The following is a 25,071-nucleotide window of genomic DNA, read 5'->3' as shown; positions in this document are numbered from 1 at the left end:
ATGTCAACGAAGCGTAGTTTTATTGGGTGTCCGGTGTCACTTAGCCTGTTATGTTGCTGTTAAAATGGTTAGGATGACAGCCGTTTTTGACACTGTCGGGTCCAAAGGGAAAGTACCCACGACCAAGCTAATGATGTTGTTGACGTTGATGGAAAGTGCATCAAGAACGCAATTACGTACTTTAGTCACGTTAAGCCGATCATGTTAATTTGCGACATGCATCAGGCAGGTCAGGGACTTTTGTACTTCCTGTTTCGATTTAGTTGGCAATTTAGGTAGCAAACATGCAGACCCCGCACATTCTTATCGTTGAAGACGAGTTGGTAACACGCAACACGTTAAAGAGCATTTTCGAAGCAGAAGGCTACGATGTCTTTGAAGCGACCGATGGCGCAGAGATGCATCAGATCCTTTCTGAAAATGATATCAACCTGGTGATTATGGATATCAATCTGCCGGGCAAAAACGGGCTTCTTCTGGCGCGCGAACTGCGTGAACAGGCGAACGTCGCGTTGATGTTCCTGACAGGCCGTGACAACGAGGTTGATAAAATTCTTGGTCTGGAAATCGGCGCGGATGACTACATCACCAAGCCGTTCAACCCTCGCGAGTTAACCATTCGTGCACGCAACCTGCTGTCCCGCACCATGAATCTGGGTACGGTCAGTGAAGAGCGTCGTAGCGTCGACAGCTACAAATTCAACGGCTGGGAACTTGATATCAATAGCCGTTCGCTGATTAGCCCGAACGGTGAGCAGTACAAACTGCCGCGCAGTGAATTCCGCGCGATGCTGCACTTCTGCGAAAACCCGGGCAAGATCCAGTCCCGTGCAGAACTGCTGAAGAAAATGACCGGTCGTGAGTTGAAGCCACACGATCGTACCGTTGACGTAACCATCCGTCGTATTCGTAAACATTTCGAATCTACACCTGATACGCCGGAAATCATCGCCACGATCCATGGTGAAGGCTATCGTTTCTGCGGTGACCTCCAGGAGTAATCCTCCCGTCACGCAGTAAAAAACGGCGCTTTTGCGCCGTTTTTTTTATCAATGCCACGGCATAATCGGCACCGCGCTAATCGCGTTTTTCGGTGAGCCTTCCACGACTTTGTCGGAATAAGCCAGATAAGCCAGTGTGTTGCGCTTCGCGTCATAAAAACGGACCACCTGTAGCTTTTTGAACACCAGCGAGGTCCGTTTCTGGAATACAACGTCGCCCTGCGCTTTGCCGTTTTTAATTTTGTCACTCAATTCCACCGGACCAACCTGCTGGCAGGAGATGGCCGCGTCAGACGTGTCTTCAGCCAGCCCCAGGCCGCCTTTAATCCCGCCGGTCTTCGCCCGGCTGACATAGCAGGTGACGTTTTTAACGTCCGGATCGTCAAAGGCCTCCACCACAATTTTGTGGTCCGGCCCAAACATTTTAAACACGGTGTCCACGGAGCCAATTTGCTCCGCCTGTGCCACGCGCCCTGCCATCAGCGCCAGTGCTGCAAAGACTAAAACCTTGTATTTCATATTGTTACCATTCATAAAAATTACGCTGAGCGATTATTCAACAGGTTAGATAAAAATGTAGCAAGATCACAGGATTAGAATATATCCGCACTTAAATCACCACAAAAAGCATTTATGCGCAAAAAAAACACTGAATGCTAAAACGTCAAAAAATGCTATTATCCGCTAACCTGTAAACAGGCACCTGCGGCAGTTTTAAGGATGAGGATAGTATATGGATCAGGCTGGAATTATTCGCGACCTGCTCACCTGGCTGGAAGGTCATCTCGACCAGCCTTTGTCACTGGATAATGTGGCGGCAAAAGCAGGCTATTCCAAGTGGCATCTGCAAAGGATGTTCAAGGATGTCACCGGTCATGCTATCGGTGCCTATATTCGCGCACGTCGTTTATCAAAGTCTGCTGTCGCGTTGCGCCTGACCGCGCGACCAATCCTGGATATTGCCCTGCAATATCGCTTCGATTCACAGCAAACCTTCACTCGCGCCTTTAAAAAACAGTTCTCGTTAACGCCAGCGCTTTATCGCCGCTCGCCGGACTGGAGCTCCTTTGGTATGCGTCCGCCGCTGCGTCTGGGCGAGTTTGCGATGCCAAAATATGAAATCATCACCCTGCCGGAAACGCACCTGGTCGGCACCACGCAGAGCTACTCCTGTTCCCTGGAGCAGATCTCCGAGTTCCGCCATCAGATGCGCGTTCAGTTCTGGCGCGAATTTTTAAGCCACGCTCCGGCGATCCCGCCGATTCTGTATGGCCTGAACGAAACGTATCCAAGCCAGGAAAAAGATGACGAGCAGGAAGTGTTCTATACCACGGCGCTGACGCCTGACATGGCGAACGGTTACATTCATGGCTCGAAGCCTGTCGTGCTGGAAGGCGGCGAGTATGTGATGTTCTCATACGAAGGGTTAGGAACGGGCGTTCAGGAGTTCATCCTGACCGTTTACGGGACCTGCATGCCAATGCTGAATCTGAATCGCCGTAAAGGTCAGGACATTGAGCGCTACTATCCGGCGCAAGATGCAAAACCGGAAGAAGGCCCTATCAATCTGCGTATGGAATTCCTGATTCCGGTACGTCGTTAACGCTGCAACTCATCCAGTGCAGGGGCATCAAGATGCGAAATGTCCCCTGCCATCTCAACCACCCACCCCGATGCCAGCCAGGCACTTTCCTGATAGTCGATACGGGAAATGGAACAGTTGCGCAGACGCAAACGGCGCTCGGCGTAAGCCGGCAGCCCCAGAATGGTACTTACCAGGCAACCCAGCGCGATACCGTGGCTCACCAGCAGCGGTCGGCTACCTGCCGGGAGTTTCAGGCACTCGGCCAGCGCGGCATGCATGCGCACGCTCAGCTCCTGCATGGATTCCCCCTCAGGGATGCGACCATCTTCAGTGCCGTTCACCAGCGTGCGACGCCAGCCTTCTTCGGTTTCCGTCAGCGTATCGATAGGGCGTTTTTCCAGCACGCCCATATCCAGCTCGCGCAGGCGCGGTTCAAGGGTCACGTCGCAGCCACAGGCATCGGCGATGATGCGTGCCGTCTGCTGCGTGCGGCCTAAATCACTGGAGATGACGTGAGTGATACCCAGCGTTCTGGCGCGTTCCGCCACCTGCCACGCTTGCTGCACACCTTTGTCGGTGAGAGGACTGTCTGACTGGCCTTGAATACGTCGCTCGGCGTTCCACTGCGTTTCACCGTGGCGAACAAGGTATACCTGTAACATGCTTTTTTTCCGTTATACTGCGATGAATTTTTTAAATCGAGCTTAATTATGCACCATGTTGTCTCTGCTACCACCAATCCTGCCAAAATTCAGGCAATTCTAAGGGCATTTGAAGAGATCTTCGGCGAAGGATCCTGCCATATTGACGCCGTCGGCGTCGAGAGCGGTGTGCCGGAACAGCCGTTTGGCAGCGAGGAAACACGCGCTGGCGCACGAAATCGCGTGGCGAATGCAAAAGCCGCCGTGCCAGATGCTGACTTCTGGGTCGCGATTGAAGCAGGTATCGACGAAGGGGCGACCTTCAGCTGGGTTGTCATCGAAAGCCGCGAGCAGCGCGGCGAAGCGCGTTCAGCCACGCTGCCGCTGCCGGAGGTCATACTGGAGAAAGTCCGCGCGGGTGAGGCGCTGGGGCCGGTAATGTCGCACTACACCGGCATTGATGAGATTGGTCGTAAAGAGGGGGCGATTGGCGTCTTTACCGCGGGCAAGCTCACCCGTTCGAGCGTTTACCACCAGGCCGTTATTCTGGCGTTAAGTCCGTTCCATAACGCGATTTATCGTTAAGTTTGTAGGCCGGATAAGGCGAAGCCGTCATCCGGCGTTTTTAAGCAATACCGCTTCCAGCCACTGACGCAGTTCAACCGGCGCCGACTTCAGGCTGTTTGAACCCCGGGTAATCGTCGCGATGCCCGCGCCCAGCTCGTTTTTCAGTTCACGCTGGCTCATTTCGCCACGCAGCAGTTCCTCAATAATGCGTACCCGTGTACCCAGCGCTTCACGCTCGTCTGGCGTCAGCATCAGCTGTAGCAAGGGTAAATGCAGATCTTTGTCGTAAGACTGGCGGAGCAACTCCACAAAACGAAGCCACTCCTGATGACGCAGTTCGGCCATGGCCGAGGAATACGGGGAATGCTGGGTCATGTTATGCTGCCTCTTGTACTCATTAACGAGTACAGCATAACACAACCCGCGCCGATCAGTAACGTCTCTGCCACTCGGCATCGCTCATCAGGGCATCTTTCTCCCCCATGAAGTGCCGATAGTAGGCGTCATACGCCAGCACGTTCTTCACATATCCGCGCGTTTCCGAGAACGGAATGCTCTCGACGAACGCCACGGCGTCGAGTCGCCCTGCGCTGTTGCCAAGCCATGTCCGCACGCGGCCTGGCCCGGCGTTGTACGCCGCTGACGCGAAGATACGGTTATTACCGAACTGCTGATAGACGTACTGCAAGTAGCTGGTACCGATGTTGATGTTGGTCTCCGGATCCAGCAGCTGGGACGGGCTGCTGTAGCCTGGGATATTAAACATCTTCACCGTGTGCGTCGCGGTGCCCGGCATAATTTGCATCAGGCCGCTGGCCCCCACCGGCGAACGCACTTTCGGGTTCCAGGCGCTTTCCTGACGGGCAATGGCCATCGCGTAGCTTTGCGGAATATCTTTGCCGCTGGTGTAGCGATCGAACAGATCCTTATAAGCCAGCGGGAAACGCTCTTCGAGATGATCCCACAGCTTGCCGGCGATCGTCGCCTGCACGCTCAGATCCCACCAGCGATTATCAAACGCATAGCGGGCAAGCTGCGCCTTCTCGCCGGTGGTACGGCTGGTGACCAGGTTGGCCCATTCGCTGCGCGCGGTATTATCCAGATTCCAGTACATCAGCTCGCGCACGCGCGCCATTTCCGGACCCTGCGTCAGCGCCGGGTTCGCGTTGGCTGGCGCTTTGTCGATCTTCAGGGTGTACTCCTCGCCCAAACGCTGCGCCGCCGCCATCGGGTAGAAGCCGCGCTGCTGCATCAGGGAGTGGAGGATCGCTTTGGCTTCGTCTTCACGACCACGCTCCAGCAGCAGGTCCGCCTGCCAGTAACGCCATTCATCTTTCTCTTTAGCATCCATCGGCAGGCGCGCCAGCCAGGTATTGAGGCCACGACGATCGCCCGTTCCCAGCGCCATGCGCACGCGACGCTCCACCAGCGAGACAGAGTTTGAACGCATTACCGCATCGTCACGCCAGCGCGCCTGTTCGTCGGTGACATCTGTTCCCATCAGTCGCCATGCCACAATATCGCGCAGTTCCTGGGTTTGATCGTCATTAAGCTGCTGGGCCTGCACCAGCTGCGGGATCATCAGCCGGGCGTTTTCCACATCCTCACGCGCCACGCTGGCAAAGGCCACCGCCGCCATCTGGCGGGTAAAATCGGTCGCGCCGGTGGTACGCGCAAACGTCAGCACGGTATTGGGATCGTTTGCCAGACTGATAACGGCAGAGGCAATGGTCTGATAATCCGCGGGCATCTGGCCCGCCAGCACGGTGACCAGCCGGGTGTTACCGGCCTTCATCGCCAGGCGAATACGTTCCAGGTAAGAGAGCGGATCCTGCTTGCCCGAGGCGCGCCAGGCGCTGAACAGCGGATCACAGGCGTTTGGCTGGCTTTTGCCCGTCAACCACAGCTCTTTCGCGCCGGTCCAGGCTTCCTCCTGCTGACCGGTCGCCCATTTCGCATAATAGTAATTACACTGCGCTTCCGTCGCGCCCGGTTTATCCGGGCTGAAAGCCAGCAGGCCGCGCCAGTCTTCGCGACGGGCCAGCTCGTTCACAAACCGGGACTTCAGGGTGCGCGCAGGCGGCAGTGTCGGGTTCGCCTGAATGAAGTTATTTACGGTGACGGTCGGTTGATTCATGAGATCATCAGTGATCTGACGATACTCCAGATACGGATACAGCGGATAATCCTTCAGCGTCGGCATCAGCGCCTGCACGGTATCCATCTGCTTGTTGTCCCATGCCTGCTTAATCTGGGCATAGCGGTTACGTTGTTCATCCAGTGAATCGGCATGCACCGCCTGGCTTACCGCCATTACGCATACGCTGGCAGCCAGCAGACGCCAGACCACCCGTTTGGCTTTTTCCACAAGCTCTTCCTCATTGTTTTTCGTCAGTTGCAGCGTCTTGCCACGTTAAAGTTACCTCAACTTATGCTAACCAGGCATCCCACAACGCGCCACGTCATGGACACTTTTTTACCTTTCTTGCGCGTTTTAACACTCCCGACGTTCCTGGCTGGGATTAGGGCGTGAAAAAGGCTACACTTCGAGGCTGAAATTCATTCTCATCACGATAAAAGAGGCGAAGTCCAACGTGGCTCAATTCGTTTATACCATGCATCGTGTCGGCAAAGTTGTCCCGCCGAAACGTCATATTCTTAAAAATATCTCGCTGAGCTTTTTCCCGGGCGCAAAAATCGGTGTTCTGGGTCTCAACGGTGCCGGTAAGTCCACCCTGCTGCGCATCATGGCCGGCATCGATACAGACATCGAAGGTGAAGCCCGTCCGCAGCCTGGCATCAAGATCGGCTACCTGCCGCAGGAACCTCAGCTGAACCCGGAACACACCGTGCGTGAATCCGTTGAAGAAGCGGTATCCGAAGTGGTTAACGCCCTGAAAGGTCTGGATGAAGTGTATGCCAAATACGCCGAGCCGGATGCGGACTTCGACAAACTGGCCGCTCAGCAAGGCAAATTTGAAGAGATTATCCAGGCGCACGACGGTCACAACCTGAACGTGCAGCTGGAGCGCGCGGCAGATGCCCTGCGTCTGCCGGACTGGGATGCGAAAATCGCGAATCTCTCCGGTGGTGAACGCCGCCGCGTGGCGCTGTGCCGCCTGCTGCTGGAAAAACCAGACATGCTGCTGCTCGACGAACCGACCAACCACCTGGATGCGGAATCCGTGGCCTGGCTGGAACGCTTCCTGCACGACTTCGAAGGCACCGTGGTGGCAATTACCCACGACCGCTACTTCCTCGACAACGTGGCGGGCTGGATCCTGGAGCTGGACCGCGGTGAAGGGATTCCGTGGGAAGGCAACTACTCTTCCTGGCTGGAGCAGAAAGATCAGCGTCTGGCGCAGGAAGCGTCTCAGGAAGCGGCGCGCCGTAAGTCTATTGAGAAAGAGCTGGAGTGGGTTCGTCAGGGCGCGAAAGGCCGTCAGTCCAAGGGCAAAGCCCGTCTGGCGCGCTTCGAAGAGCTGAACAACACCGAATACCAGAAACGTAACGAAACCAACGAACTGTTTATTCCACCTGGCGCACGTCTGGGGGATAAAGTGGTTGAAGTGACCAACCTGCGTAAGTCATACGGCGACCGCCTGCTGATCGACGATCTGACCTTCTCCGTACCGAAAGGCGCTATCGTCGGCATTATCGGTCCGAACGGCGCGGGTAAATCCACCCTGTTCCGCATGATGTCCGGTCAGGAACAACTTGACAGCGGCTCTATCACCCTGGGTGAGACCGTGAAGCTGGCCTCCGTTGACCAGTTCCGTGACGCGATGGACAACAGCAAAACCGTGTGGGAAGAAGTCTCCGGCGGTCTGGATATCATGCGTATCGGCAACACCGAGATGCCAAGCCGCGCCTATGTTGGCCGCTTTAACTTCAAGGGCACCGACCAGGGCAAACGCGTGGGCGAGCTGTCTGGGGGTGAGCGTGGTCGTCTGCACCTGGCGAAGCTGCTTCAGGTTGGCGGCAACGTTCTGCTGCTCGATGAACCTACCAACGACCTGGACATCGAAACCCTGCGCGCGCTGGAAAACGCCCTGCTGGAATTTCCGGGCTGCGCCATGGTTATCTCGCACGACCGCTGGTTCCTTGACCGTATCGCAACCCACATTCTGGACTACCAGGACGAAGGTAAAGTGGAGTTCTTCGAAGGTAACTTCACCGAATACGAAGAGTACAAGAAACGCACGCTGGGCGCAGACGCGCTGGAGCCGAAGCGTATTAAGTACAAGCGTATTGCGAAATAAAAGCAAAACGGCAACTTCGGTTGCCGTTTTTTATGTTTGTTCCCTCTCCGCGTGGGAGAGGGCCTGGGTGAGGGCATCAGGCCGCACAGTGTGTAGGCCGGGTAAGGCGAAGCCGCCACCCGTCTTTTTTATTTGCCCACGTAATACCGCTTCACCTCATCAAACTGCATCGCAAAGTCGATATAGCTCATCAGCGCAGGCGAATTGAGCTTACGGCTCGGATAGGCCAGCCAGAGATCGTTCCCCTCAACGCGCCACTCCGGTAGCACCTTTACCAGCACGCCCTTTTCGATTTTATCTTCCAGCAGGAATGCGGGTAACAGCGTGATCCCCGCCCCGGCAATGGCGCATTCTCGGGCGTACACCAGGTTATCCGTCATGTGGGCGTTATCCGGTAGGTAGCGGTAATCCTCACTCTCGCTTCGCAGAAGCCACTCCGACCATGCCCGGTGCGTAATGCAGCGGTGATCCACCAGCTGTCGGGGATGGATTAACGGCGCCCGACGCGCCAGATAGTCAGGCGAGGCCAGCATGTAGCGCGGACAGTGCCCAATCATGCGGCCAATCAGGGAAGAATCCTGCGGTTTGCCGGTGCGCAGCGCCACGTCAAAACCCGACTCGACCAGATCTACCACATCGTCTGAAATTGATACATCCAGCGACACGTCAGGGTAGCGAAGCTGGAACTCGGCATTCATATGCGCCAGCAGCGTCGCGCCAATCCCTGCCGGACAGGTGATCCTCAGCCGTCCGCTGGGGTTTTCTCGCAGCCGCTGAATGGCATACTCCGCGCGCTCGCTGGCCGCCAGCATCTCGCGGCAGTGCACCAGATAGTGCTCGCCCGCAAACGTCAGGCTTATTCTGCGCGTCGTGCGGTTAAGCAGGCGGATCCCCACCTGCTGCTCCAGCTGGCTAATGCGCTGGCTGACGCTGAATTTCGGCAGTTCAGCCTTCTGCGCCGCCGCAGTAAAGCTGCCCATCTCAGCCACCAGCGCAAACAGCGCCATATCCTGTAGCTGTTTAAACATGATTGTTCACCCTGTACGAACGCTGAGTTCTTGATTGTCCATCTTATCATGCAGCTGACCACTTAATAGACTAGCCTCAACACAACGCATTCATTGAGGAGAACACCATGTCTGTTAAAGCCATTGCCGTTAACCCAGAAAATCCCTCCACCTTCGTTGAAATCACCCCGCCGATGCCGCAGCCCGGCGAGTACGATCTGCTGGTGGAGGTGAAAGCCGTCTCCGTAAACCCGGTGGATACCAAAGTACATGCAGGCATTGCCAAAAGCGGACTGAAGGAGCCGCGCATTCTCGGGTGGGATGCCAGCGGGATCGTCAAAGCCGTCGGGGCTGGCGTCACCGGATTCAAACCGGGTGACGAAGTATGGTACGCGGGGGATATCACCCGACCGGGCAGCAATACCACGCACCAGCTTATCGATGCGCGCATTGTCGGGCACAAGCCTGCAAACCTTGGCTGGGCCTCTGCGGCAGCACTGCCGCTGACGGCGCTCACCGCGTGGGAAGGCCTGTTTGAACGGCTGAAGATTCAGGATGCCGACGCAGATAAAACGCTGCTGATAATTGGCGGCGCGGGTGGAGTCGGATCGCTGGCGATCCCGTTTGCGAAGCACAACAGCAAGGTGAAGATCGTCGCAACCGCCTCACGAGAAGATTCCGCCCGATGGTGTCGCGATCGCGGGGCTGACGTTGTCGTAGATTACCGCGACCTGAAGGGTGAACTGGCGAAACAGGGGCTCACCTTTGTGGATTACATTTTTATCCTCAACGACACCGACGGGCACTGGGATGCGGTCAGCGATCTGATTGCCCCTCAGGGACACATTTGTTCCATCGTTGAAAATGCGCATCCGCTAAACCAGGACAAGCTGAAGTCCAAATCTGCCGCCCTGCACTGGGAATTTATGTACACCCGCAGCATGTACCAGACCGCGGATATGGCGCGCCAGGGCGAGATTTTAAATGAGGTGGCGAAGCTGGTGGATAACGGCGTGGTGGAAAGCTCGCTCAGCGAAACGCTGCACGGGCTGAGCGTGGAAAGCATTACCGAAGCGCACCGCATGGTGCTGGAGGGGCATATGCGTGGGAAAGTGGTGGTTGAGTTCTGAGTGGTTTGTTCCCCCTCACCCTGCCCTCTCCCCACGGGGGAGAGGGTAAAGACAGCTCCGTGCGATCCCCTCTCCCCTTTGGGGAGAGGGTTAGGGTGAGGGGTAAGTTTTTTACCCCTGCTCACCCATCATCTCTTTCACCAGCTCGACGCAGCGCAGGAAACGGGTGTCGTAATCCGACTCTTCCACATGCACAAACTCAACGTTGTTCTCGTTGAGCATCTCCACCAGCATGGTCTGGAACTCACGCCTGTCTACCGAGCTGCCCAGGCTGCGCATGCCGTCGGCTACCCATGGGGTGTTGTTTTCCAGCAGGATAACCAGATCAAAGCGGTATTCATCAATCAGCGCCTGCACAAACGAGTGCTCACGTCCTTCGTACTTTTTACAGAACGCCTGCGTGGTGACGAAATCGGTATCAATAAAGGCGACTTTATTGGCGTATTTCACCGCGAAATCAATGTATTGGGCATGACCGAGCGCGATTTTATCGTAGTCGGAATACTGTAATGCCATCTCGTCACCACCGAGGTGTGAGAAGACGTAATCGCGGCCATACTCCCACGCACTGGTGGTATTGAAGATATTCGCCAGCTTATTCACCAGCGTCGATTTCCCGCTGGACTCGCCGCCGAGGATCGCCACCGTACGCACGAAGAACGGCTTCACCTCGGTCGGAATGTAGTCCCAGTAGCGGAACGGGTTCTCGCGGATCTGCGCCCCGCTGATGTTCATAAAGGTGCGTTTAGGATCGATCAGCACGGTTTCGATGCCCAGATGCTCGCGGAACTGCGGCGCGTCGGACTCTTCAGAGGTGTAGATCCAGTTAGGCGCAATGCCCTTCTCTTCCATAAACGCTTTGATGCCGTTGCTCCACACGTCCCAGCCGTGCGGGTACGGCTCCATGCCCTCTTCGTTAAAGGCATGAATACGAATATTTTTCTGATATTTAAAGGTCTGAAGCAGCCAGCGCAGGCGATCCGGCACGGTGGGCTGCTGCGACATGGCGCTGTCTTCAAACAGCTGGCGATCGCGGGTTTCATCATAACCCATGATGATATGCAGCTCGTCGACCTGGCTACAGGCGCGCTGGATCAGATAGATATGCCCGGTATGCAGCGGGTAGAACTTACCGAACACCACGCCAATGTTCTTTTGCATCCGCGGAAATTCAAGCCCCAGAAAACGGTGCAGCGCTTCCAGCTTCTGCGCGCTGGGGCTTTTGATTTTGGCGTTCAGCAGTTGGCTCAGGTAGCCCTTGGTCATGCCGCTGGCGTCCGCTACCTGCTGTAACGTGCAACCCTTCTGGCGGATAGCGGTCTTGATGTAGTCAAATGATGACATAAATTACGGTGCCTCCTGCAAAATCGAATACGTAATTATAAGTCGTCAAAGACATTTAACGCATCTGCGAGTTTTTTAACGCCAAAAACCTGCATCCCTTCCGGAATTTTTTTCGGCACGTTGGCGGCCGGAACAATTGCGCGGCGGAAGCCATGTTTTGCCGCTTCGGAGATACGCTCCTGACCGCTCGGCACCGGGCGAATTTCGCCCGCCAGCCCTACTTCGCCAAATACCACCAGATCCTGCGGCAACGGTCTGTCACGCAGGCTGGAGACCATCGCCAGCAACAGCGCCAGATCCGCGCTGGTTTCCGTAACCTTCACCCCACCAACCACATTGACGAACACGTCCTGATCCGCCATTTGCAGGCCGCCGTGACGGTGCAACACCGCCAGCAGGATCGCCAGGCGGTTCTGTTCCAGACCGACCGCCACGCGCCGCGGATTACCCATCATCGAGTGATCCACCAGCGCCTGAATTTCAACCAGCAGCGGACGCGTCCCCTCCCACAGCACCATCACCGAACTACCGGACGTAATTTCGTCGCCACGGCTCAGGAAGATGGCCGACGGGTTGCTGACTTCGCGCAGCCCCTGCTCGGTCATGGCAAACACGCCCAGTTCATTCACCGCGCCGAAGCGGTTTTTATGGCTGCGCAGGGTACGAAAACGGGAATCCGCATCGCCGTCGAGCATCACCGAGCAGTCGATACAGTGCTCAAGCACTTTCGGGCCGGCCAGCGAGCCGTCTTTGGTGACGTGGCCCACCATCACTATCGCTACGCCGCGCGTTTTGGCAAAGCGCGTTAAGTACGCAGCCGTTTCACGCACCTGCGCCACGCTCCCCGGTGACGACTGAATGTCCGCCATGTGCATCACCTGGATGGAGTCGATCACCATCAGTTTCGGCTGCTCTTCTTCGGCAATCATGCAGATCTGCTCGATGCTGGTTTCCGAGAGCATATTCAGATTGCCGGTCGGCAGACCGAGGCGGTGCGCGCGCATCGCCACCTGCTGGAGTGACTCTTCGCCCGTGACGTACAGGGTTTTCATCTGTTCGGCGAGCTTGCAGAGCGTTTGCAGCAGCAGGGTCGATTTACCCGCGCCCGGGTTACCGCCGATCAGAATAGCGCTGCCCGGCACTACGCCACCGCCGAGCACGCGGTCAAATTCTTTGAATCCGGTTGAGAAGCGCGGCAGCGCCTCAAGGCTGATATCCGAAAGTTTTTGTACCTTCGACACGCCTGCATTGCCCGCATAGCCGCTCAGGCGTTCATTGCGGGCCACGCTCGGCGAAGCCGCCACACCACGCACTTCGGTGATGGTGTTCCAGGCATGACAGGCGCTGCATTGCCCCTGCCAGCGCGGATAATCCGCACCACATTCATTACAGACAAATGCGCGTTTTGGAGCTTTCGCCACGGTTTACCTCGTTATTTCTGTGCGGTCTGCGCGCCGGATAGCGCTGACGCTTACCCGGCCTACAAAAGCAGGCCGCTATTTTTGATTAATGCTGCCGGAGAGAATGCAGAACACGCCCATCAGGTCAGCATGACGGATAGTGACTTCCGTCTTTTCATTCACTTTCGGCTTGGCGTGGTAGGCAATACCCAGTCCGGCAACTTTGATCATCGGCAGATCGTTCGCGCCATCGCCGATGGCGACGGTCTGTTCGACCGGAATGGCGTATTTCTCCGCCAGACGCGTCAGCGTATTGGCTTTGTACTGCGCATCCACGATGTCGCCAATCACTTGTCCGGTGAGTTTGCCGTCCATGATCTCCAGCTCGTTTGCCACCACGGTGGTCAGACGCAGCTTGTCACGCAGGTAATCGGCAAAGAAGGTGAACCCACCGGAGGCAATCGCCACTTTCCAGCCGAGCGTCTCCAGCTTGAGCACCAGCTGCGTCAGCCCTGGCATCAGGGGCAGTTCATCGCGCACCTGACGCAAAATGTTAGCATCGGCCCCCTTCAGGGTCGCCACGCGCTGTCTCAGGCTGGCGGTGAAATCCAGCTCGCCGCGCATCGCGCGCTCGGTGACTTCCGCCACCAGCTCGCCGCTGCCCGCCAGTTTAGCAATCTCGTCAATACACTCGATCTGAATGGCGGTGGAGTCCATGTCCATCACCAGCAGGCCAGGCGTTTTCAGGTGCGGAATTTTGCCGAGCGGGGCTACGTCCAGCCCGGCATCGTGCGCAAGACGCGTGGCGCGCTGCGTCAGGGAACCCGCCAGGCGAATAACCTGATAATCTTCCACGCACCAGGCCGCAACGATGACCATCGCTGCGCCCAGTTTAGTTTGATACTGGGTGAGGCGTTGCTTATCCAGGCCGCGTCCGTACAGCAGCCAGCCGCTACGGCCAGCGTGGTAATCGAGAGGCATCACCTCATCGCCACTTAAAGAGAGCGGCAATCCTGGCCATAAAGAGACATCCGTTGGCAGGTCGCACCAGGTAATGTTCGGCATTGAAGCTCCTGTAATTTCGTTCGCGCCGGAAGGTTCCAGAGGGAAAATAACGCATGAGGCTACCCTGTAACCATCACTTCTGGCAACATTAAGCCGTAAATTTTAAGCAGGTGGAATATGGCTCGCGCAAAACTGAAATTCCGGCTTCATCGCGCCGTGATTGTCCTGATCTGTCTCGCACTATTAGTGGCGCTTATGCAGGGGGCATCCTGGTTTAGCCAGAATCACCAACGACAGCGTAACCCACAGTTTGAAGAACTGGCCCGTACGCTGGCGCGCCAGGTGACGCTCAACGTTGCGCCGTCTATGCGCACCGAAACACCGGATGACAAGCGGATAGCGCAGGTATTGCGCCAGCTTACGGAAAACAGCCGCATTCTGGATGCGGGCGTGTACGATGAACAGGGCGACCTGATTGCCCGCGCGGGTGAGCATGTCGACGTGCGCGACAGGCTGGCGCTGGACGGCAAAAAAGCTGGCGGTTATTTCAATCAACAAATCGTTGAACCCATTCAGGGCAAGAATGGCCCACTCGGCTATTTACGTCTGACACTCGACACCCACACCCTGCCAACCGAAGCCAAACAGGTGGATAACACCACCAATATTTTGCGCCTGATGCTGCTGCTCTCGCTGGCGATTGGCGTGGTACTGGCGCGCACGCTGCTGCAAGGCAAGCGCACCCGCTGGCAGCAGTCGCCGTTCCTGTTAACCGCCAGCAAGTCAGTTCCCGAAGAGGAAGAGAGCGAGAAGAAAGAATAGTGATAAAGTAGGCGGATGATTCGGAAAAGGAACTCTGCCATGTCGACGTTACGCCTGCTTATCTCTGACTCTTACGATCCCTGGTTTAATCTCGCGGTAGAAGAGTGCATCTTCCGCCAGATGCCCGCCACCCAGCGCGTCCTGTTTCTCTGGCGCAACGCTGATACGGTCGTTATTGGCCGCGCGCAAAATCCGTGGAAAGAGTGTAACACCCGCCGTATGGAAGAGGACAACGTCCGCCTGGCGCGCCGCAGCAGCGGCGGCGGTGCGGTGTTCCACGATCTCGGCAACACCTGCTTTACCTTTATGGCGGGCAAGCCGGAATACGACAAAACCATCTCGACCTCCATTGTGCTCAATGCGCTCAATTCGCTCGGCGTGACGGCTGAAGCCTCGGGTCGTAACGATCTGGTAGTGAAAACACCTGAAGGCGACCGGAAAGTGTCAGGCTCAGCCTACCGCGAAACGATGGATCGCGGATTCCACCACGGCACATTATTGCTGAATGCCGATCTGAGCCGTCTGGCAAACTATCTGAACCCGGACAAGAAAAAGCTCCAGGCGAAAGGCATTACCTCCGTGCGCGGTCGCGTGGCGAATCTGGTGGATCTGCTGCCGGGGATTACTCATGAGCAGATTTGCGACGCGATCCGTGAAGCCTTTTTCAGGCATTACGGTGAACGCGTAGAAGCCGAGGTGATTTCTCCGGATAAAACCCCGGACCTGCCCAACTTCGCGGAAACCTTTGCGCGCCAGAGCAGCTGGGAGTGGAACTTCGGTCAGGCACCGGCGTTTTCACACCTGCTGGATGAGCGATTTACATGGGGCGGCGTTGAGCTGCACTTTGACGTGGAGAAGGGCCATATTACCCGCACGCAGGTCTTTACGGATAGTCTCAATCCTGCACCGCTGGAGGCGCTGGCCGCACGTTTACAGGGCTGTCTGTATCGGGCGGATATGCTGCAGCAGGAGTGTGATGCATTAATTGGGGATTTTCCGGAGCAGGAAAAAGAGCTGCGGGATGTATCGGCGTGGATTGCTCAGGCCGTGCGCTAGTAAAAAAGCCCGCTGGCGCTACGCTTAGCGGGCCTACAAAACCGTAGGCCGGGTCAGGCGAGGCCGCCACCCGGCACAACAGCTCTTACTCTTTATCGCCCAGCAGAACGGATTCCAGCGCGATTTTGATCATGTCGTTGAAGGTGGTCTGACGCTCGGCAGCGGTGGTCTGCTCGTGAGTACGGATATGGTCAGACACGGTGCAGATGGTCAGCGCTTTCGCACCGAATTCAGCCGCCACGCCGTAGATACCGGCCGCTTCCATTTCCACGCCCAGAATGCCGTATTTTTCCATCACGTCGAACATGTCGCCTTCTGGCGAGTAGAACAGATCGGCAGAGAACAGGTTGCCCACGCGCGCGTCAACGCCCAGCGCTTTTGCTGCGTCAACCGCGTTACGCACCATGTCAAAGTCAGCGATGGCAGCAAAGTCATGATCTTTAAAGCGAATGCGGTTGACTTTAGAGTCGGTGCACGCGCCCATGCCGATCACCACGTCACGCAGCTTAACGTCCATGCGCACCGCGCCGCAGGAGCCGACACGGATGATTTTCTTCACGCCGAAATCGGTGATCAGCTCTTTGGTGTAGATGGAGCAGGATGGGATACCCATGCCGTGACCCATCACGGAGATTTTGCGGCCTTTATAGGTACCGGTGAAGCCCAGCATGCCACGCACGTTGTTCACTTCACGCACGTCTTCCAGGAAGGTTTCTGCAATGTGTTTCGCGCGCAGCGGGTCGCCCGGCATCAATACGACGTCAGCGAAATCACCCATTTCTGCATTAATGTGAGGAGTTGCCATCTTCAGTTCCTTTTACATTGTTGTTTTTGCCGGGTGGCGGCTGCGCCTTACCCGGCCTACATTCTCTTCTCCCTCTCCCTGTGGGAGAGGGTCGGGGTGAGGGCATCAGGCCTCACCCAATCCGTTTAGAACATAGCCTTGCCATATTCCATGTCAGACGTACCAAAGTATTTCGCAATCGTCTGGCCGATGTCCGCGAAGGTTTCACGATGACCCAGCGAGCCCGGTTTGACTTTCGGGCCGTACACCAGCACCGGAATGTGCTCACGGGTGTGGTCGGTACCGGTCCAGGTCGGGTCACAGCCATGGTCAGCGGTCAGGATCAGAATGTCATCTTCCCCCACCAGCTCCATCAGCTCTGGCAGACGGCGGTCAAACAGCTCCAGACCCGCGGCATAACCGGCAACGTCGCGACGGTGACCCCAGGAGGAGTCGAAGTCCACGAAGTTGGTGAAGACAATGGTCTTGTCGCCCGCTTCTTTCATCTCTTTGATGGTGGCGTCGAACAGCGCATCCAGACCGGTCGCTTTGACCTTTTTGGTGATGCCGCAGTTAGCGTAGATGTCCGCGATTTTACCTACGGAAACGACCTGGCCGTCTTTCTCGTCGACGAGTTTTTGCAGCACGGTCGGCGCCGGTGGCTCCACGGCCAGATCGTGACGGTTGCCGGTACGCTGGAAGTTACCCGCTTTGTCGCCGATAAACGGACGCGCGATAACACGGCCAATGTTGTAGCCGCCTTCGGTCAGCTCTTCACGGGCGATCTCGCACAGCTCGTACAGTTTATCCAGGCCAAACGTCTCTTCGTGGCAGGCGATCTGGAACACAGAGTCAGCAGAGGTATAGAAAATCGGTTTGCCGGTTTTCATGTGCTCTTCGCCGAGCTGATCCAGAATCACGGTACCGGAAGAGTGGCAGTTGCCGAGGTAGCCCGGCAGGTTGGCGCGCTTCACCAGCTTATCGAGCAGCTCCTGCGGGAAGCTGTTCTCGTGATCGGAGAAGTAACCCCAGTCAAACAGCACCGGCACGCCAGCGATTTCCCAGTGACCGGACGGCGTATCTTTACCGGAAGAGAGCTCGTGCGCCCACGCGTAGGCGCCCACCACTTCCGCGTTTCCGTCCATACCGGCTGCGATTTTACCGGTAGAACCTTCATGCGCTTTTACCAGCCCGAGGCGGGTCAGGTTTGGCAGGTTCAGAGGGCCTTTACGACCGTTGTCCGCTTCGCCTTTTGCACAGGCTTCCGCGATGTGACCCAGGGTATCGGAACCCACGTCACCAAAACGTTCTGCATCTTCGGTTGCGCCGATGCCGAATGAGTCCAGCACCATAATAAATGCACGTTTCATAATTGTTCTCCGTACTTAGTGCTTCATAAAAATGCGATCAGATCAGTATACCGCTATTCAGTGATACGACGATAGACCGTCGGTGTGGTTTCCGGTGCTTTATCGTCAAGAGTTATTGCCGCCTTCACCGCTTTCGCCGCGTCCTGCCAGCTGGCTTCGTCTTTCGCGTGGATCACCGCCAGCGGACGTTGGCCGTCAACGCTGTCGCCCAGACGGGCCATATCGGTAAAGCCGACGCTGTAATCAATGGTGTCCGATGCCTGACGACGACCGCCGCCCATAGACACGACCGCCATGCCGAGCGCGCGGGTATCCATAGCCGAGACAAAGCCTTCACTGTCCGCATAGACCGCTTTGCTGAGCATCGCGGTGGGCAGGTATTTCGCGTAGTTTTCCACGAAGTCGGTCGGGCCTTTCTGCGCCGCCACCATCCGACCAAAGATCTCCGCCGCTTTGCCGTTGTCCAGCACCGCCTGAAGCTTCGCGCGGGCTTCCGCGTCGTCTTTGGCCAGCTTGCCGGAGATGAGCATCTCAACGCACAGCGCCATGGTGACATCGAACAGGCGCGGGTTACGGTATTCGCCTGTGAGGAACTGCACGGCCTCGCGGACTTCAACGGCGTTACCGGCGCTGGACGCCAGCACCTGGTTCATGTCCGTCAGCAGTGCGGTGGTGCGCACGCCCGCGCCGTTGGAAACGCCAACGATCGCTTCAGCCAGCGCCTCAGAGAGTTCATAGGTCGGCATAAACGCGCCGCTGCCCACTTTCACATCCATCACCAGCGCGTCCAGCCCTTCCGCCAGCTTTTTGGCGAGGATAGAGGCGGTGATCAGCGGGATGGAGTCTACGGTCGCGGTAATGTCACGCGTCGCGTAGAAACGCTTGTCTGCTGGCGCAAGAGAGCTGGTCTGGCCGATAATCGCCACGCCAACGTCTTTAATAATGTCGCGGAAGCGGTTGTCATCCGGGAAGATATCGAAGCCCGGAATGGCTTCCAGTTTGTCGAGCGTACCGCCGGTATGACCCAGGCCGCGCCCGGAAATCATCGGGATGTAACCGCCGCAAGCTGCCACCATCGGGCCAAGCATCAGGGAGGTCACGTCGCCCACGCCGCCGGTGGAGTGTTTGTCCACAATCGGGCCGTTGAGGTTGAGGCTTTTCCAGTCCAGAACGGTTCCTGAATCTCGCATCGCCATGGTCAGGGACACGCGCTCAGGCATCGACATATCGTGGAAGAAAATGGTCATCGCCAGAGCCGCAATCTGCCCTTCAGAGATGGTGTTATCACGAATGCCGTTGATAAAGAAGCGGATCTCTTCGTCGCTTAATGCATGACCATCACGTTTTTTACGAATAATTTCTTGTGCGAGAAACACGGTAACCTCCATGCGGAATCGGGTGAATGGCGGCGGGTATGTTGACCCGCCCTACGATCCTGTAGGCCGGGTTAGCGTAGCGCCACCCGGCAATTCAAACTTAGTAGCTGCTTGCGCTCTTACCGTCACCGTGACCCAGCGCTTTCAGCAGGCTGGCCAGCAGGCTGGACGCGCCGAAGCGGTAGTGGCGGGAGTCCGCCCAGTCGGCGCCGAACAGCTCGTCGGCAATCGCCAGGAACTGCTGCGCGTCTTCTGCGGTACGCACGCCGCCTGCCGGTTTGAAGCCAACGGTTTTGGACACGCCCATATCACGGATAACTTCCATCATGATGCGCGCGCTTTCCGGAGTCGCGTTGACCGGCACTTTACCGGTAGAGGTTTTAATGAAATCCGCGCCCGCTTTGATAGCGATTTCAGACGCTTTACGAATCAGCGACTCTTCTTTCAGCTCGCCGGTTTCGATGATCACTTTAAGCAGCACGTTTGCCGCCGCACATGCGTCTTTACAGGCTTTCACCAGGTCAAAACCGACCTGCTCGTTGCCGGCGATCAGCGCGCGGTACGGGAATACCACGTCAACTTCGTCTGCGCCGTACGCAATCGCCGCGCGGGTTTCCGCCAGCGCGATCTCGATGTCGTCATTACCGTGCGGGAAGTTAGTCACGGTCGCAATGCGCACGTCCGGCGTGCCCTGTTCTTTCAGCGTTTTGCGGGCAATCGGGATAAAGCGCGGGTAGATACAGACGGCGGCGGTATTACCCACTGGCGTTTTTGCCTGATGGCACAGGGCGATGACTTTTTCATTGGTGTCGTCATCATTCAGGGTGGTCAGGTCCATCAGTTTCAACGCGCGCAGGCTGCTTGCAGTTAAATCGGTCATAACATTCTCCAACGGCAGTGCCGTATAAATTTTACCTTGCGGGTCTGTGAGTATTCTAACATTCACCCGCATCCACACTTCGACATTCATCACAGTTAATGAAAACTGTGTGCAAATTTGCATTACTGTAATGAGATCTTCTTCAAACTTTCATGCGTCAACCGCCGACAAAAGCAGCGATACCCCCTGTCGGATCAAAAGCCCCGGCAGGCTGGCTTCTTACAATTCGTTCACCATCCGCAGAACCCTCAAGGAAGTTGAACATGCCCGACGCCCTGCAACAACGTTGCCTGCACATTGTGACCAGCCCGGTGTTAACCCCGGAACAAAAACGTCATTTTCTGGCGCTGGAAGCGGAGAACAATCTGCTCTATCCCGCTCTGCCAGAGGCGGCCCGCGCCGCGCTGGACGAGGGATACATCTGCGACATGTTCGAAGGTCATGCGCCTTACAAACCGCGCTACGTGCTGCCGGACTACGCTAAATTTCTGGCTAACGGCTCAGAATGGCTGGAGCTGGAAGGGGCGAAAGATCTGGATGATGCCCTCTCACTGCTCACTATCCTTTATCACCATGTTCCGTCCGTCACATCAATGCCAGTCTATCTGGGTCAGCTCGATGAGATACTCAACCCATATGTTAAAATTCTAACACAGGATGAAATCGATAGCCGAATAAAACGTTTCTGGCGTTACCTGGACAGAACCCTGCCCGATGCCTTTATGCATGCCAATATCGGCCCGGCGGATACGCCCGTCACGCGTGCCATTTTGCGAGCGGACGCAGAGCTGAAGCAGGTCGCGCCGAACCTGACCTTTATTTACGACCCGGACGTCACCCCTGACGATCTGCTGCTGAGCGTGGCGAAAAACATTTGCGGGTGCAGTAAGCCGCATATTTCCAATGGCCCGGTGAATGATAAAATTTTCACAAAAGGTCGTTATGGCGTGGTGAGCTGTTACAACTCCCTGCCGCTGGCGGGCGGCGGCAGCACGCTGGTGCGCCTTAACCTGAAAGCGATTGCGGAGCACAGCCGCTCACCGGAAGACTTTTTCACCCGTACCCTTCCCCACTACTGCCAGCAACAAATCGCGATCATCAATGCGCGCTGCGATTTTTTATATGAACAATCCGGCTTCTTTGAGAATAGCTTCCTGGTGAAAGAGGGGCTGATTGATGCCGATCGTTTTGTACCGATGTTTGGCATGTACGGTCTGGCCGAAGCGGTAAACGTGCTGTGCGAGAAAGCAGGCATTACGGGACGGTACGGTAAAAACGAGCAGGCCAATGCGCTGGGTTACCGCATCAGTGAACAGCTGGCGGCGTTCGTTGAAAACACGCCGGTGAAACACGGCTGGCAGCACCGCGCGATGCTGCACGCGCAGTCAGGGATCAGTTCTGATTCATGCACCACGCCGGGGGCGCGTCTGCCGTACGGTGACGAGCCAGATCCCATCAGCCACCTGCTGGCCGTAGCCCCGCACCATAAACACTATCATTCGGGGATCAGCGATATTCTCACCCTGGATGAGACGGTTAAACGCAATCCTCAGGCGGTGGTGCAGCTGTGCCTGGGGGCGTTCAACGCCGGTATGCGTGAGTTCACCGCGAATGTGGCCGGAAACGACCTGGTGCGCGTTACCGGGTATATGGTGCGGCTCTCCGATCTGGAGAAATATCGGGAGGCCGGCTCGCGCACCAACACCACCTGGCTCGGCGAGGAGGCCGCGCGCAATACCCGTATTCTGGAACGTCAGCCACGCGTGATAAGCCATGAACAGCAGATGCGCTTTAGTTAGTCAGGTTATTCCCTTCTCCTGCGTGGACGGGCCGGGCAGCCGCCTGGCGCTGTTCCTCCAGGGCTGTAACCTGCGCTGCAAAACCTGCCACAACCCGTGGACCATCGGGCGCTGCAACGACTGCGGCGACTGTGTTCCCCACTGTCCTCATGATGCGCTGACGATTCAGGCCGGGCGCGTCTGGTGGCAGGAGAGTCACTGTCAGCAGTGCGATACCTGCCTGCACCTGTGTCAGCAGCAGGCGACGCCGATGGCGCAGCGATACAGCGTCGAGGAGATCCTCTCACGGATCCGCACGTCCGCGCCGTTTATTGAGGGCGTGACCGTCAGCGGGGGTGAAGCCACGACGCAGCTGCCGTTTGTGGTTGCGCTGTTCACCGCGATCAAAGCCGATCCGTCCCTGCGCCATCTGACGTGCCTGGTGGACAGCAACGGCCTGTTAAGCGAAACCGGCTGGCAAAAGCTGTTACCGGTGTTTGACGGCGCGATGGTGGATCTGAAAGCCTGGGGCAATGAACATCACCGTTTTCTGACCGGGCGCGAAAACACGCTGATCAAGCAGAGCATCCGCTGGCTGGCCGATCGTCATCGCCTGACGGAGCTACGCCTGCTGGTGATCCCCGATCGGTGTGATTATCTGCAACATCTGTCATCGCTGACCGCTTTTATCCACGCGTTGGGGAACGTTCCGGTGCGGATCAACGCGTTTCATGCCCATGGGGTTTACGGGGAGGCGGCGCGATGGCGGAGCGCCGCGCCGGAGGACATCGAGCCGCTGGCGCAGGCCCTGGAACGACAGCAGATCACGGTGATCCGCCCGACCCTTTATCTATAGCGTGATGCCGAAGACCGCGCGGGTATTTTCCAGCAGCGCGCTGGCAATCACATCTTCAGGCTCCTGACGCAGCTCACACAGCACATCAAAAACGCGCGCCGCCTGCTCCGGGCGGTTGGGCTGGCCCTGAAAACCATTCAGCGGCATGTCAGGGGCATCCGTTTCCAGCAGGAGCGAAGACAGGGGGAGCTGCGCCATCACATCCCGGGTTTTGCTGGCACGCGGATAGGTGATAGTGCCACCGACACCAATTTTATAGCCCAGCTCGATAAAACGCTGCGCCTGCTGAAGGCTTCCAGCGAAACCATGGACCACGCCCCTGCGCGGCACGTCGATGCGCTTCAGGTGCATCGCCAGTTTGTCATGGGTGCGCCTGGAGTGGAGGATCACCGGCAGATCGTGGCGCTTTGCCAGCCGGAGCTGCGCATCCAGGATCGTCTGCTGGCGTTCAAACTGCGGATCTTCACGATAGAGATCGAGGCCGATCTCACCGATGGCAACCAGCTTCGTATCCGCGTTTTGCAGCGTGGCATCCAGCCTGTCGAGATGGTCATCAAGATGGTGCTCAATCACGATCGGATGCAGACCCAGCGCGGCATACAGCGCATCGTGACCCTGGGCAAGCGCCAGGACTTTCTCGAATCTCGCCGCTTCAATAGCGGGCACAATAATGGCTCTCACACCGGCCTCAGCCGCACGCGCAATACTTGATGTTTCCTCCCCGCTAAACGGCGGGAAATCAAAGTGGCAATGGGTATCGATAAAAGAGTGCGTCACGCCAGGTCCTCGTTATCGAGTATGCCGTCGTTGGCCTGCGGCGCGTCCACCAACGGCATCGCCACCGCGTCATTGGCCACACTAGCGGGTGGCAATATGATGCTTTTATGCCGATGAAGAGGCGGTTGCTCGGCCAGCATTTTCCCGACGGTCGCCAGGAAGTATCGCCCGCATAGCCGCCCCGTTTTGTAATCCATACGCAACGCAGGCAGCCGACTGCCCAGCGCCATGCTCAGCAGCGGCTTCGGCGGGTAAATTTCAAAGATGCGCAGCTTGCCCGGTGGTTTTTCAATAAAACGCTGCATCGCGCCGTAGGTGGTTTCATGCTGCTTCGCGATATTCACCAGCGGTTGCAGGCTGCTGTCGCCCAGCCAGCGTTCCATCCGCTTAAACCACTGTGGGGTGTAATACATCTGAGAAGGCACCGTGCGGATCACCACTATGGTTTTCGCCCCGCGCCGTGCGGCCTCCTGTACCGGCACCGCGTCGCTGATACCGCCGTCAAGATAGTTTATCCCCTCCAGCAGCGCGCCGGTACGGTAGAAACCCGGGATCGCGCTGGAAGCGCGAATGATATCCAGCCAGTTCTCTTTCTGCGGCGAAAAGTAACCCGGTGAATAGTCATCGCCACGGCTGGCGCACATCCAGAACGCTTTGCCGGTATCGAACAGTCGTGACGCGGTATCCATGGCCAGCGGCATCTGGCTGGAGGTGGCATCCAGTAACCAGTCGAGATCGATCAGGTTCCCGCCGCGCACGAAGCGTACCGGATTGAAGAATTCTTTGGAGGTGGTGTAGCGCATAATCACTTTGCGCGCATAGCCGGGCTGGTTGCAGACATAGGCGGAGAGGTTCTGCGCCCCGGCAGAGGTACCGAAGTAGAGATCGAACGGGTTGAATTGCGCGCGCATAAATTCGTCGAGCACGCCGGCGGTAAAAATACCGCGCTGCCCGCCACCTTCACAGACCAGCGCAAGCTGGCCTGCATGAAACGGTTTTAACGTCAGCGGCGCAATATTGCCGAGCGTCACGGGAATTCGTTGCCCCACCTCTGCCTTCCTGTTTTCATTATTTTGATGAGACACAGTAACGCACATTCCCGATGGTTCTCAAACGAGAAAAAGCCAGTCACGAGGACTGGCTTGAGTTTGTTTAATAACTATTGCGTTTGCTACGGGCGACGTCGACCCGTAAACAGGCTGACCAGGAACAGAATAATACCGACGACGAAAACAATTTTCGCTGCCCATGCCGCGGTACCCGCCAGTCCACCAAAGCCCAATGCGGCGGCAATTAACGCGATAACCAGAAATATAATGCCCCAACGAAACATAAGCCTCTCCTTTACCATAGTTAATGTCGGCCGCTAAACGTGAGCGCTCAGGTCACTCACCGGCTTTTCCAGAGTCGTTTTTATTTCGCCCGCAGTT

General features: G+C 56.9%; 25 protein-coding genes. 9 read left to right on the top strand and 16 right to left on the bottom strand.

The genetic code is table 11. From position 1 onward, the window contains the following. Positions 1 to 48: 48 nt before the first annotated feature. A complete protein-coding gene (gene yjjY, locus L3069_RS03280; RefSeq protein ID WP_001541509.1) occupies positions 49 to 189 on the bottom strand; it encodes a protein YjjY in 141 nt (46 codons plus the stop codon). Between the two features lie 95 nt (positions 190 to 284). Between yjjY and arcA the strand changes: the two genes are divergently transcribed. After that, positions 285 to 1,001: a two-component system response regulator ArcA gene (gene arcA / locus L3069_RS03275; RefSeq protein ID WP_003856501.1), complete on the top strand. Its 717-nt coding sequence runs from the start codon at positions 285 to 287 to the stop codon at positions 999 to 1,001. Between the two features lie 48 nt (positions 1,002 to 1,049). Here the strand turns inward: arcA and creA are convergent, their stop codons facing one another. Further along, on the bottom strand, positions 1,050 to 1,520 hold the full coding sequence (gene creA / locus L3069_RS03270; protein WP_003856503.1) for a protein CreA: 471 nt from the start codon (positions 1,518 to 1,520) through the stop codon (positions 1,050 to 1,052). 214 nt (positions 1,521 to 1,734) lie between these two features. On the opposite strand from creA, the gene robA reads away from it, so the two are divergent. Further along, positions 1,735 to 2,604: an MDR efflux pump AcrAB transcriptional activator RobA gene (gene robA, locus L3069_RS03265; RefSeq protein WP_022646995.1), complete on the top strand. Its 870-nt coding sequence runs from the start codon at positions 1,735 to 1,737 to the stop codon at positions 2,602 to 2,604. Here the strand turns inward: robA and gpmB are convergent. Continuing rightward, positions 2,601 to 3,248 (bottom strand): 2,3-diphosphoglycerate-dependent phosphoglycerate mutase GpmB, encoded by a 648-nt coding sequence (gene gpmB, locus L3069_RS03260; protein WP_006810187.1) that lies wholly within the window; start codon positions 3,246 to 3,248, stop codon positions 2,601 to 2,603. The genes robA and gpmB overlap by 4 nt on opposite strands. A 48-nt stretch (positions 3,249 to 3,296) precedes the next feature. Here gpmB and yjjX point away from each other — a divergent pair, with 48 nt between their 5' ends. After that, complete coding sequence (yjjX, locus tag L3069_RS03255; protein WP_038415289.1) at positions 3,297 to 3,812, top strand: inosine/xanthosine triphosphatase; 516 nt, start codon at positions 3,297 to 3,299, stop codon at positions 3,810 to 3,812. A 27-nt stretch (positions 3,813 to 3,839) separates the two neighbouring features. Here yjjX and trpR read toward each other — a convergent pair whose 3' ends face one another. Both trpR and sltY read right to left on the bottom strand, forming a co-directional pair. Further along, positions 3,840 to 4,169, bottom strand: a complete 330-nt coding sequence (gene trpR / locus L3069_RS03250; RefSeq protein ID WP_038415287.1) for a trp operon repressor — start codon at positions 4,167 to 4,169, stop codon at positions 3,840 to 3,842. A 55-nt stretch (positions 4,170 to 4,224) separates the two neighbouring features. Beyond that, entirely contained in the window at positions 4,225 to 6,162 is a 1,938-nt protein-coding gene (sltY, locus tag L3069_RS03245) for a murein transglycosylase (protein ID WP_038415284.1), read from the bottom strand. A gap of 226 nt (positions 6,163 to 6,388) precedes the next feature. Here sltY and ettA point away from each other — a divergent pair, with 226 nt between their 5' ends. Then, complete coding sequence (gene ettA, locus L3069_RS03240; RefSeq protein WP_126509566.1) at positions 6,389 to 8,056, top strand: energy-dependent translational throttle protein EttA; 1,668 nt, start codon at positions 6,389 to 6,391, stop codon at positions 8,054 to 8,056. Positions 8,057 to 8,184: 128 nt separating this feature from the next. Here the strand turns inward: ettA and L3069_RS03235 are convergent, their stop codons facing one another. Next, complete coding sequence (locus L3069_RS03235; RefSeq protein WP_100167726.1) at positions 8,185 to 9,084, bottom strand: LysR family transcriptional regulator; 900 nt, start codon at positions 9,082 to 9,084, stop codon at positions 8,185 to 8,187. A gap of 107 nt (positions 9,085 to 9,191) precedes the next feature. On the opposite strand from L3069_RS03235, the gene L3069_RS03230 reads away from it, so the two are divergent. Next, complete coding sequence (locus L3069_RS03230) at positions 9,192 to 10,193, top strand: zinc-binding alcohol dehydrogenase family protein (protein WP_032676682.1); 1,002 nt, start codon at positions 9,192 to 9,194, stop codon at positions 10,191 to 10,193. 111 nt (positions 10,194 to 10,304) lie between these two features. Here the strand turns inward: L3069_RS03230 and nadR are convergent, their stop codons facing one another. The 3 genes from nadR to serB all read right to left on the bottom strand — a co-directional run bounded on the left by nadR (position 10,305) and on the right by serB (position 14,002). Then, positions 10,305 to 11,537, bottom strand: coding sequence for a multifunctional transcriptional regulator/nicotinamide-nucleotide adenylyltransferase/ribosylnicotinamide kinase NadR (gene nadR / locus L3069_RS03225; RefSeq protein ID WP_038415278.1), 1,233 nt, complete (start codon positions 11,535 to 11,537; stop codon positions 10,305 to 10,307). 35 nt (positions 11,538 to 11,572) lie between these two features. After that, positions 11,573 to 12,958: a DNA repair protein RadA gene (gene radA, locus L3069_RS03220; protein ID WP_003856523.1), complete on the bottom strand. Its 1,386-nt coding sequence runs from the start codon at positions 12,956 to 12,958 to the stop codon at positions 11,573 to 11,575. A 75-nt stretch (positions 12,959 to 13,033) separates the two neighbouring features. Next, a complete protein-coding gene (serB, locus tag L3069_RS03215; RefSeq protein ID WP_003856524.1) occupies positions 13,034 to 14,002 on the bottom strand; it encodes a phosphoserine phosphatase in 969 nt (322 codons plus the stop codon). Between the two features lie 117 nt (positions 14,003 to 14,119). Here serB and L3069_RS03210 point away from each other — a divergent pair, with 117 nt between their 5' ends. After that, positions 14,120 to 14,764, top strand: a complete 645-nt coding sequence (locus L3069_RS03210; protein WP_015572615.1) for a YtjB family periplasmic protein — start codon at positions 14,120 to 14,122, stop codon at positions 14,762 to 14,764. Between the two features lie 39 nt (positions 14,765 to 14,803). Next, on the top strand, positions 14,804 to 15,820 hold the full coding sequence (lplA, locus tag L3069_RS03205; protein WP_038415276.1) for a lipoate--protein ligase LplA: 1,017 nt from the start codon (positions 14,804 to 14,806) through the stop codon (positions 15,818 to 15,820). An 85-nt stretch (positions 15,821 to 15,905) separates the two neighbouring features. Here the strand turns inward: lplA and deoD are convergent, their stop codons facing one another. The 4 genes from deoD to deoC all read right to left on the bottom strand — a co-directional run bounded on the left by deoD (position 15,906) and on the right by deoC (position 20,230). Continuing rightward, positions 15,906 to 16,625 (bottom strand): purine-nucleoside phosphorylase, encoded by a 720-nt coding sequence (gene deoD, locus L3069_RS03200; RefSeq protein ID WP_003856538.1) that lies wholly within the window; start codon positions 16,623 to 16,625, stop codon positions 15,906 to 15,908. A gap of 125 nt (positions 16,626 to 16,750) precedes the next feature. Further along, positions 16,751 to 17,974, bottom strand: coding sequence for a phosphopentomutase (deoB, locus tag L3069_RS03195; RefSeq protein WP_022646989.1), 1,224 nt, complete (start codon positions 17,972 to 17,974; stop codon positions 16,751 to 16,753). A 53-nt stretch (positions 17,975 to 18,027) separates the two neighbouring features. Continuing rightward, on the bottom strand, positions 18,028 to 19,350 hold the full coding sequence (gene deoA, locus L3069_RS03190) for a thymidine phosphorylase (RefSeq protein WP_022646988.1): 1,323 nt from the start codon (positions 19,348 to 19,350) through the stop codon (positions 18,028 to 18,030). A gap of 100 nt (positions 19,351 to 19,450) precedes the next feature. After that, on the bottom strand, positions 19,451 to 20,230 hold the full coding sequence (gene deoC, locus L3069_RS03185; protein WP_038415274.1) for a deoxyribose-phosphate aldolase: 780 nt from the start codon (positions 20,228 to 20,230) through the stop codon (positions 19,451 to 19,453). Between the two features lie 263 nt (positions 20,231 to 20,493). Here deoC and L3069_RS03180 point away from each other — a divergent pair, with 263 nt between their 5' ends. Both L3069_RS03180 and L3069_RS03175 read left to right on the top strand, forming a co-directional pair. Continuing rightward, the gene (locus L3069_RS03180) at positions 20,494 to 22,029 is read left to right on the top strand and encodes a YjjI family glycine radical enzyme (RefSeq protein ID WP_038415273.1); all 1,536 of its coding nucleotides are present in this window, start codon (positions 20,494 to 20,496) and stop codon (positions 22,027 to 22,029) included. Continuing rightward, positions 22,004 to 22,864: a YjjW family glycine radical enzyme activase gene (locus L3069_RS03175; RefSeq protein ID WP_032625395.1), complete on the top strand. Its 861-nt coding sequence runs from the start codon at positions 22,004 to 22,006 to the stop codon at positions 22,862 to 22,864. The genes L3069_RS03180 and L3069_RS03175 overlap by 26 nt, the downstream gene beginning before the upstream one ends. Here L3069_RS03175 and L3069_RS03170 read toward each other — a convergent pair. The 3 genes from L3069_RS03170 to L3069_RS03160 all read right to left on the bottom strand — a co-directional run bounded on the left by L3069_RS03170 (position 22,859) and on the right by L3069_RS03160 (position 24,974). Then, entirely contained in the window at positions 22,859 to 23,641 is a 783-nt protein-coding gene (locus L3069_RS03170; RefSeq protein WP_022646984.1) for a TatD family hydrolase, read from the bottom strand. The genes L3069_RS03175 and L3069_RS03170 overlap by 6 nt on opposite strands. Next, a complete protein-coding gene (locus L3069_RS03165; RefSeq protein ID WP_023299272.1) occupies positions 23,638 to 24,690 on the bottom strand; it encodes a patatin family protein in 1,053 nt (350 codons plus the stop codon). The genes L3069_RS03170 and L3069_RS03165 overlap by 4 nt, the downstream gene beginning before the upstream one ends. 122 nt (positions 24,691 to 24,812) lie before the next feature. Further along, the gene (locus tag L3069_RS03160; protein WP_003856556.1) at positions 24,813 to 24,974 is read right to left on the bottom strand and encodes a DUF1328 domain-containing protein; all 162 of its coding nucleotides are present in this window, start codon (positions 24,972 to 24,974) and stop codon (positions 24,813 to 24,815) included. Positions 24,975 to 25,071 lie beyond the last annotated feature (97 nt).

The organism is Enterobacter cloacae complex sp. ECL411 (assembly GCF_021869665.1).
Lineage (GTDB): Bacteria > Pseudomonadota > Gammaproteobacteria > Enterobacterales > Enterobacteriaceae > Enterobacter > Enterobacter intestinihominis.
This window is presented reverse-complemented; position numbering and strand designations above follow the sequence as displayed.